The sequence below is a fragment of the Actinocrinis puniceicyclus genome, assembly GCF_018283645.1.
Taxonomy (GTDB): Bacteria; Actinomycetota; Actinomycetes; order Streptomycetales; family Catenulisporaceae; genus Actinocrinis; species Actinocrinis puniceicyclus.
Map to the genome: position 1 here is coordinate 1 of NZ_JAGSXH010000178.1, position 8,270 is coordinate 8,270.

Here is an 8,270-nt window from a genome sequence, read left to right on the forward strand (position 1 = left end):
ACTGACGATCCCACCGACACCGTGAGCACCAACGCCCTGCCCGGCTGACCCCGGGCAGGGCGTTTCCGTCACCATGCGGCCCCAGCATCGATGCCGCCGACATCCTCATCTTCAACGTCGGGCAACACCCGTGACACCGGTGAACGTTTACCCATCGCAGCTTCAGATATGTGCGCACCAGCCAGGGCCTTACCGTGAGCGGTGAATCCTTGACGGTATAAGGCAGGAAACGCGGAATCACGCGGTCCGGCTCGAATCCGGCCATTCGCATGCCCTCGACCAGACTCCGATCCGTGAGCGGGAGATGGTGATCGAAATAGTCCCAGTAACTGCCCGGCAGGAAACGCAGGTTCGGCATCAGGACGAGCAGCCGGCCGCCCGGGACGAGCACGCGGGCGCACTCCTCGAGCGTGCGAAGGAGCGTCCGCTTGTCCGGAAGATGCTCGAAGAAGTTCGAGGAGAACACCACGTCGACCGAGGCGGAGGCGATGGGTGACAGGTCGTCGCTGGCCGTCAGCACCACGTGCACGCCCTCCTGCGCGAAACGTGGAGTCTCGGGGTTCAAATCGACGGCCACTCTCCGCGGCGCGGGGCACGCGTTGATGAACTCGCATCGCCCGGCGCCGAGATCGAGAACAGTGTCTCCGGAGCCGATGTACGGACTCAGGAATCGACGGCAGAGCGTTTCCCACATGTGGCGTTTGGCCGTCAGCTCCGCGTCCGTGAAACGGGCTTCGTAGAGCTTGGCCAGCTCGGGGCCTGTGAGCATGAGTTGACCTTCATCGACCGTCGATTTCACGCCGCAGATGATCCCCGATGTGACTGTCGGTAGCAAATCGACTTCACTCCGGAGACGTACCTGGTGCTCTCTCACAGTTTTCGCAAAGCCGTTGCCCCGGCGCGGCCCGGACTGCGAAACACGGCGACCACGGGCGTGCGTGGCCGATGCGCCCGTGCCGTGCGCGGGCCGCGGCGAGTCCGCGGCTCGGCACCGCCCCCTTCCGCGAACACACATACCCCATGGGGTATAGTCGTGGCATCGTGAACCCGAAAGGAGACATCAATGTGTCGGCGTGCTACCTGTAGGACCTGTGGCAAGGCGACGTACAAGGGCTGCGGCATGCATGTGGAGCAGGTGCTCGCCGGGGTGCCGCGCTCGCAGCGGTGCAGCTGCGACAGCGACCAGAAGCACGAAGGCGGCGGCCTGCTCGGGCGGCTGTTCGGTTCCCGCCAGTCCTGAGCCAGTCCTTAGCCCCGAGAGGAGACTGCCTCTCAAGCGAACGGGCGATGCTCGGCCGGGTGGCGTATCGCGCCTGCGGTCGCGGTGGGCGGCGTGCGGTCGGGTGCACGAGGATGGGCCGGGGCGGTGCAAGCACGGCGGGCGCGCTGCCCGCCGGTTCCCGGCGAGGAGTGGTCGGTATGGACGAATCGCACGTCTCTCCCCCGCCCCCCGAGCCGGCTGCGCAGCCTGCACCGCAAGGCGACGAGTCCGACGCGCGGCTGGTGGCGGTGGGCACACGTCCGGCGATCCGGTTCGAGCGGGTGCTCGACGCCGGCCCGCGAGAGCTCTGGCGGGCGCTGACCGAGCCGGAGGGGTTGCGCGGATGGTTCCCCTGCTCGGTGACGGCGCAGCGCTGGGAGGTCGGCGGCGCGTTGACCTTTGCCTTCCCAGGGCGCGCCGAGTTCACCACCGAAGGGGTGGTGCTCGAGTGCGAACCTCCGCGCACCCTGGCGTACCTGTGGGGTGAGGAGACGCTGCGCTTCGAGCTCACGCCTCTCGGGCTGGATGCCGCCTGCGGCACCCGGACGCGCCTGGTCGTGCTCGACGAGCTGTTTGCGCCGGTGGCGGCGCGCAACGCGGCCGGCTGGCACGTGTGCCTGGACCGCCTGGCCAGGCGCGCGCCCCCGCAGAATGAGCAGGGCGGCGCCGACGAGACATGGCAGCGGCTGTTCGCGCGGTATCGTGCCGCTTTCGAACCGGTGCTGGGGCCGCAGGATGGCCCGCCGGCGGACCGAGGCGAGGACAGCGGCGACGCGGCCGGCGCAGGCCGCGAGCAGGACCGGGGCTGAGCTGCGGCGCCGAACGTGTTCGCGCGGGGCCGAAGGGCCGCGGCGCGGGAGCGGCCCCGCGGCCGGCCGCGGGATTATCCTGAGATAGGTGAACGTTCAACAACGTGACGTTCGGAGTCGGCGGCCCTCCGGGGCCGGCGGCGTTTTCTCCAGGAGGATTGCGATGCCTGCCGTGACCGTGGACAGCACGCTGGAACTCGCGCGGGTGCCCGTACCGGGCGAGGGTGCGCGCCAGCGGCCGGTGCGCTCGGTGACGAGCGCGCCCGCCGGGTTCGAGGGCGAGGGCTTTCCGGTGCGGCGCGCCTTCGCGGGGGTCTCGCTCAGCGACCTGGACCCGTTCATCCACATGGACCAGATGGGCGAAGTGGAGTACGCGCCGGGCGAGCCGAAGGGCACCCCGTGGCATCCGCACCGCGGCTTCGAGACCGTCACCTACATGATCGACGGCGAGTTCGAGCACTCCGACTCGCACGGCGGCGGCGGGAAGATCACCGACGGCGCCACGCAGTGGATGACCGCGGGCAGCGGGATCCTGCACATCGAGACTCCGCCGGAGCAGCTGGTGGTCTCGGGCGGCCTGTTCCACGGCATTCAGCTGTGGGTGAACCTGCCCCGCGCCAACAAGTGGAACCCGCCGCGCTACCAGAGCATCGAGGGCAGCCAGGCGACGCTGCTCTCCTCCCCCGACGGCGGCGCGCTGGTGCGGCTGATCGCGGGCGAGGTCGCCGGGCACACGGGCCCGGGCAGCACGTTCACGCCGATCACGATGATCCACGCGACGCTGCGGCCGGGCGCGCAGCTGGTGCTGCCGTGGCGGGAGGACTTCAACGCGCTGGTCTACAGCCTTTCCGGGCACGGCTCGGTGGGCGCAGCGGGCCGGCCCATGCACACCTCGCAGCTGGCGGTGTTCGGCCCGGGCGATGCGCTGACGGTGGCGGCTGGTACGAAACCGGACGGCCGCACCCCGGACTTCGACGTGCTGATCCTGGGCGGGCGCCCGATCCGCGAGCCGGTGGCGCACTACGGGCCGTTCGTGATGAACACCAAGCAGGAGCTGATCCAGGCGTTCGAGGACTTCCAAGCGGGGCGGATGGGCGTGATCCCGGCGGGCCGGACGCCGCACACGCAGCCGGGTGAGCGTGCCCCGCGATGACGCCTGGATGACGCTCGGGTCAGGCTGCGGTCCGATCACCGCGGGACCGCGGCCCGGCCGTGGGACTTCCGGCTCGCCCCGGTGGCGCGGCGGGCCGGTGTGAGGCGCGGCGCGCCTGCGGAAACCCCCTCCATCCGCGGGCGCGCCGCTACGTGTGCCGGGACCGGCGGATTTCGCCGCTCCCGGCGGCGCGCAAGTCAGTCAGCGGGCGGCTGTTGGTCCTCGGGGGGCTCATCGTCGCGCAGGATGGGGCTGTCGACATTGGAGAGGATCGCGGCCAGCGGCGGGAGCAACGCGGCCGCGGCGCTCATGGCGACGGCGGCGGCGACCGAGACGAGCCGGATCCAGCCCCAGGCGAGGATCAGCAGCAGCACGCAGGCGCCCATCATCACCAGGTAGCGGCGGTGCCGCGTGCGCGCCGTGGCGGGGCCGCGCGGGCCTTGTTCGGGGTGTTCCGGCGGCAGCGGCCGGTACGGCGGTATGCCGGGCCCGGGCTGGTAGTGCGGCCCCTGGCGGATGCGATGCGCGACGAGCACGACGTTGGCCAGCGCGATCAGGCACAGGGCGGCGAAGGCCCAGGTCAGCGGTCGACTGCCGAGCAGCGCGAAGAGAACGACGCCGGCCAGGCCGTTGGCCAGCCCGGTCAGCGCGAGGGCCAGGCGCAGGCGCAGGGGGCTGCGGGCGTGCACCGGTTCGTCGCCGCTGCGGACTCGGTGGCGGTAGATGCCGGTAGGGCCGCTCTCGCTCACGGTGTCAGGCGCCTTCCGATCGTGCGACGCGGGACGCGGGGGTTCGGCACGCAGGGCTGCACGAGTGTGCGAATCACGGGCCGGTCCGCCGTCCGGTCATGCGGCGGATACCCGTGGCGGTCGCGCATAATCGCGGGCATGGGACCTGATGATCGACGCACCGGCGCGGCGCGCGGCGGCCCGCACGGCGCGCGCACCTCGGCGCCGGCCGGCCCACCGGTGGCGGCGAGGGAAAGGGCACCGGCTGCGGGGGCGGCCGGGGAATGGTCCGATCCCGCGCGGACGCTGGGCGCGTGTGTGGAGGAGTTCCTGCGGGCGCGCCAGGCGCGCAAGCACGCGGTTAACACGCTGGCGGCCTACCGCCGGGACCTTGAGGCGATCGGGCAGCTGCTGGGGGCTCAGCACGGCGTCGAGGGCCCGGATCTGCCGGTCGAGGTGGTGACGGGCCGGGCGCTGCGGCAGGCTTTCGCCTCGTTCGCCCAGCCGCGCTCGGCGGCGTCGGTGGGGCGCGCGTGGTCGGTGTGGAACCAGTTCTTCTCCTTCCTGGTGGCCGACGCGGTGGTGCCCGGCAATCCGATGGGCACGGTGGACCGGCCGCGCCCGCCGCACCGCTTCCCCAAGCCGCTGCGCGGGACGGACACCCCCGAGCGGCTGCTCGCCTCGAGCGCGGCGCCGCCGGACCGGGTGCGACGGCGCAGGCCGTGGCCGGAACGGGACTTCGCGGTGGTGGCGCTGCTGCTGTGCGCGGGGCTGCGGTCGAGCGAACTGCTGGAGCTGACCGTCGCCTGCCTCGACGGGCGCGAGGGCGAGCGGTACCTGAAGGTGCGCGGCAAGGGCGGCAAGGAACGCTCGATTCCGGTGGAGCCGGAGCTGGACGAGGTGCTCGCGCAGTACTTGGAGTCGCGCCGGTCGCGTTCCGCGGGGCGGGCGCCTGCGCGCTCGGATCCGCTGTTCGTGGGGCAGGACGGCGCGGCGATGGGGCGCGGGGCGCTGCAGTACCTGGTGGGGCGGGCCTACCAGGAGGCCGGGGTTTCTTCACGCGTCCCGCAGGGCGCGCTGGTGCACGCGTTGCGGCACACGTTCGCCACGCGCCTGGCGGAGGACGGGGCCAGCGCGGTGGAGATCATGCGCCTGCTGGGGCACGCCTCGTTGACCACGAGCCAGAACTACATCGACGCCACGGCCCGCGAGCAGCGCGCGGCGGTGCGGGCGAACCGCACGCATCAGGCGCTGCGCTCGCTGCTCTCGGAGCACGAGGGCGACGGCGAGGCGCCGCACGCGGCCGGGCGGCCCGCGGCGGGCGGTGCTTGACGGCCCTGCGCGCGCCGGACGCCCGGCCGTACGATCACCAGGTGCCCGATGCCTCTTCCGTCTTCCCCGGCGCCTCAGCCGGCGGCGCCCCCTGCCCCGGCGGGCCGATGTCCGCGCGCGGCACGGACGGCGACGCCGCGCCACCGGTCGCGACAGCAGACCTGCTGCGGGCCGCGGCCGATCTCGCGGCCGCGCACCTGGCCGGCCTGGAAGGGCGGCCGGTGTGGCGCCCGATGCCCGCGGCGCTGCGCGACGCGCTGCTGAACGCGCCGCTGCCGTGCGACGGGCTCGCCGCCGGCGACCTTTTGGACGACGCCGCGCGGCAGGTGCTCGCGTATCCGATGGGCAACGGTCATCCGGCGTTCTTCGGGTGGGTCAACGCCGCGCCGCATCCGGCCGCGCTGGCGGCGGGGCTGCTGGCGGGAGCGTCCAATCCGTCGAGCGCGGGCGGGGACCACGCGGACGTGCCGCTGGAGCGGGCTGTGGTGCGCTGGCTGGCGGAGCTGGTGGGTTTCCCGCACGAGACCGGGGCCGGGCTGCTGACCTCCGGGGCGTCGATGGCCACGATCGTGGCGGTGGGTGCGGCGCGCCACCGGGCGCTGGAGCGCGCGGGCTGGGACGTGCGCGGACAGGGACTCGCGGGCGCGCCGCGGCTGACCGCGTACGCCACCGCGGAGGCGCATTCCTGCGTGCGCAAGGCGATCGAGCTGCTGGGGATCGGTGGCGCGGCGCTGCGCACCGTGCCGGAGGCCGGCGGCGGCGCTCAGGGGGCGCGGATGGACGTGGCCGCGCTGAGCGAACTGGTCGAGCGGGACCGGCGCGAGGGGCGGGTGCCGTTCCTGGTGGCGGCGAGCGCGGGCACGGTGAACACCGGGGCGATCGACCCGCTGGCGCAGATCGCGGCGGTGTGCGGGGCGCCGGGCGGCGCGGTGTGGCTGCATGTAGACGGCGCGTACGGGGCGTTCGGGGTGCTCGACGAGCGGGTCGCGGCGCGGTTCGCGGGTCTGGAGCGCGCCGATTCGCTGGCGCTGGACCCGCACAAGTGGTTGCAGGTGCCGATCGGGGTCGGGGCGCTGCTGGTCGCCGACCGGGAGGGGTTGCGCGCGGCGTTCTCGCTGGTGCCGCCGTATCTGCGGGACGAGTCGGGCGACGCGCTGGGGTGGTTGAGCGAGTACGGGATCGAGCAGACCCGGCAGTTTCGCTCGTTGCCGGTGTGGGCGTCGATCGCCTCGCGCGGCCGGGCGGGGCTGGCGCGGGACATCGCCGCGTGCAACGACGCGGCGCGGATGCTGGAGCGGTTGGTGCGCGAGGCGCCGGACCTGGAGCTGGCGGCGGCGGTGCAGTTGTCGATCGTCGCGTTCCGCTACGCGCCGGCGGGGGTCGCGCAGCAGGTGGTGGACCGGGTCAACGCCGCGTTGCCGGCCGCGGTCCAGCAGCGCGGGGCGGCGTTCGTGACCGGGTCGGTGTATGAGGGGCGGCCGATGCTGCGCGCGTGTGTGCTTAATCCGGCGACGCGGCTGGAGCATGTCCGGCTGCTGGTTCGCGAGGTGCGGGAGGCGGGCGCGCGCCTCTTGGAGCGGGAGGCGTGAGCCGCGGCCGGACGCCCGGAAGGTTGCGGGCGGGCGGCCGGTCGGGTGTCCGGGGCGGCGTGCTGCGGCGGCGCGCGATAATGGGGCACTGTGCCTCCTTCCCGCCGCGAGCGGCGCGCCGCCGCGCAGCCTGCGACCGCGTCGACGGCATCGGGTGTGGCGCGGCTGCTGCCGGATGTCGACTGCCCCGGCGCGCTGCTGCTGACGTTGGACGGGGTGCCGCAGTCGTATGTGGATCCGGACGATCCGGCGCGACTGGAGTTCGAGTACGTGCAACGGCTGGCGCACGTGGTGGACGCGGTGTTCCCCGCGGCGGCGCGGATCGACGCGGTGCATCTGGGAGGCGGGGCGCTGACCCTGCCGCGGTACCTGGCGCACAGCCGCCCGGGCAGCGGGCAGCTGGTGGTGGAGATCGACGCGCAGCTGATCGAGTTCGTGCGGGCGCGGCTGCCGTGGGACAGGCGCTGGCGGCTGCGGGTGCGCGCCGGGGACGCGCGCGAGGCGCTGGCCTCGCGGCGCGAGGGCAGCGCGGATCTGGTGGTCGCGGACGCGTTCGCCGGGGCGCGCACCCCGGCGCACCTGACGAGCGTGCAGTTCGTGGCGCTCGCGGCCGGGGTGCTGCGGCCCGGCGGGGCGTACGCGGCGAACCTCGCGGACGGCGCGCCGCTGGCGTTCGCGCGCGGTCAGGCGGCGACGGTGCGCGCGGTGTTCCCGCACGTGGCGCTGATCGCGGAGCCGGCGGTGCTGCGGGGGCGGCGCTTCGGCAACCTGGTGCTGGCCGGGGCGCGCGAGCCGCTGCCGGTGGCCGAGTTGGCGCGGCGCGCGGCCGCGGACCCGTTCCCGGCGCGCGTGACCGCGGGCCGCGAGCTCGAGGAGTGGATCGCGGGGGCGGCGCCGGTGACGGACGCGGACGCGGTGCCCTCCCCCGCGCCGCCGCCGGGTGCGTTCGAGCTTTGAGGATCGGCTGACGCGGCACTGTGCGGTAAGGGGCGCAGTGGGTGGCGGGTACTTGCGTGTGGGGTCGGGCCGGGTGATGATGGCGCGACTGTGGTCGTGTCGTGGGGTGTGGGAGGACGTGGGCCGTGCTCGGGACGGTGAACCTGCCGGAGTACGTCGCCGGCGCGGCGGTGGTCATTGTGCTGCCGGGGCCGAACTCGCTGTACGTGCTGTCGGTCGCTGCGCGCCGCGGCGTGCGCACCGGGTACCGCGCGGCGGGCGGGGTGTTCCTCGGTGACAGCACCCTGATCACGGTCACCTCGTTGGGCGCCGCGTCGCTGCTGGCGCGCTGGCCTCTGGCGTTCGACGCGGTGAAGTATCTTGGCGCGGCGTACCTGGCGGTGCTCGGCGCGGGGATGCTGCGCTCGTCGGTGCGCTCGCTGCGCGCGCGGCGGGTAGGGC

Annotated in this window: 9 protein-coding genes; 7 read left to right on the forward strand and 2 right to left on the reverse strand. The window is 73.8% G+C overall.

The window, feature by feature from the left end; genetic code table 11:
- Positions 1-799 (reverse strand): class I SAM-dependent methyltransferase (locus KGA66_RS26785; RefSeq protein WP_211471976.1); only part of this gene is annotated, 799 nt, incomplete at its 3' end.
- Positions 800-1,063: 264 nt separating this feature from the next.
- Between KGA66_RS26785 and KGA66_RS26790 the strand changes: the two genes are divergently transcribed.
- The 3 genes from KGA66_RS26790 (at position 1,064) to KGA66_RS26800 (ending at position 3,223) form a co-directional block, all read left to right on the forward strand.
- On the forward strand, positions 1,064-1,240 hold the full coding sequence (locus KGA66_RS26790; RefSeq protein WP_211471978.1) for a DUF8730 family Cys-rich protein: 177 nt from the start codon (positions 1,064-1,066) through the stop codon (positions 1,238-1,240).
- A 179-nt stretch (positions 1,241-1,419) separates the two neighbouring features.
- Positions 1,420-2,070: an SRPBCC domain-containing protein gene (locus KGA66_RS26795; protein WP_211471980.1), complete on the forward strand. Its 651-nt coding sequence runs from the start codon at positions 1,420-1,422 to the stop codon at positions 2,068-2,070.
- Positions 2,071-2,233: 163 nt separating this feature from the next.
- The gene (locus KGA66_RS26800) at positions 2,234-3,223 is read left to right on the forward strand and encodes a pirin family protein (RefSeq protein WP_211471982.1); all 990 of its coding nucleotides are present in this window, start codon (positions 2,234-2,236) and stop codon (positions 3,221-3,223) included.
- 197 nt (positions 3,224-3,420) lie between these two features.
- Here KGA66_RS26800 and KGA66_RS26805 read toward each other — a convergent pair whose 3' ends face one another.
- Positions 3,421-3,972, reverse strand: a complete 552-nt coding sequence (locus KGA66_RS26805; protein ID WP_211471984.1) for a DUF6343 family protein — start codon at positions 3,970-3,972, stop codon at positions 3,421-3,423.
- Positions 3,973-4,110: 138 nt separating this feature from the next.
- Between KGA66_RS26805 and KGA66_RS26810 the strand changes: the two genes are divergently transcribed.
- The 4 genes from KGA66_RS26810 to KGA66_RS26825 form a co-directional block, all read left to right on the forward strand.
- Positions 4,111-5,283 (forward strand): tyrosine-type recombinase/integrase, encoded by a 1,173-nt coding sequence (locus tag KGA66_RS26810; protein WP_211471986.1) that lies wholly within the window; start codon positions 4,111-4,113, stop codon positions 5,281-5,283.
- A gap of 41 nt (positions 5,284-5,324) precedes the next feature.
- Positions 5,325-6,872 (forward strand): pyridoxal phosphate-dependent decarboxylase family protein, encoded by a 1,548-nt coding sequence (locus KGA66_RS26815; protein ID WP_211471988.1) that lies wholly within the window; start codon positions 5,325-5,327, stop codon positions 6,870-6,872.
- A gap of 90 nt (positions 6,873-6,962) precedes the next feature.
- Positions 6,963-7,829 (forward strand): spermidine synthase, encoded by an 867-nt coding sequence (locus KGA66_RS26820; RefSeq protein ID WP_211471990.1) that lies wholly within the window; start codon positions 6,963-6,965, stop codon positions 7,827-7,829.
- Between the two features lie 125 nt (positions 7,830-7,954).
- On the forward strand, positions 7,955-8,270 hold a 316-nt coding region (locus KGA66_RS26825), incomplete at its 3' end, for a LysE family transporter (protein WP_211471992.1).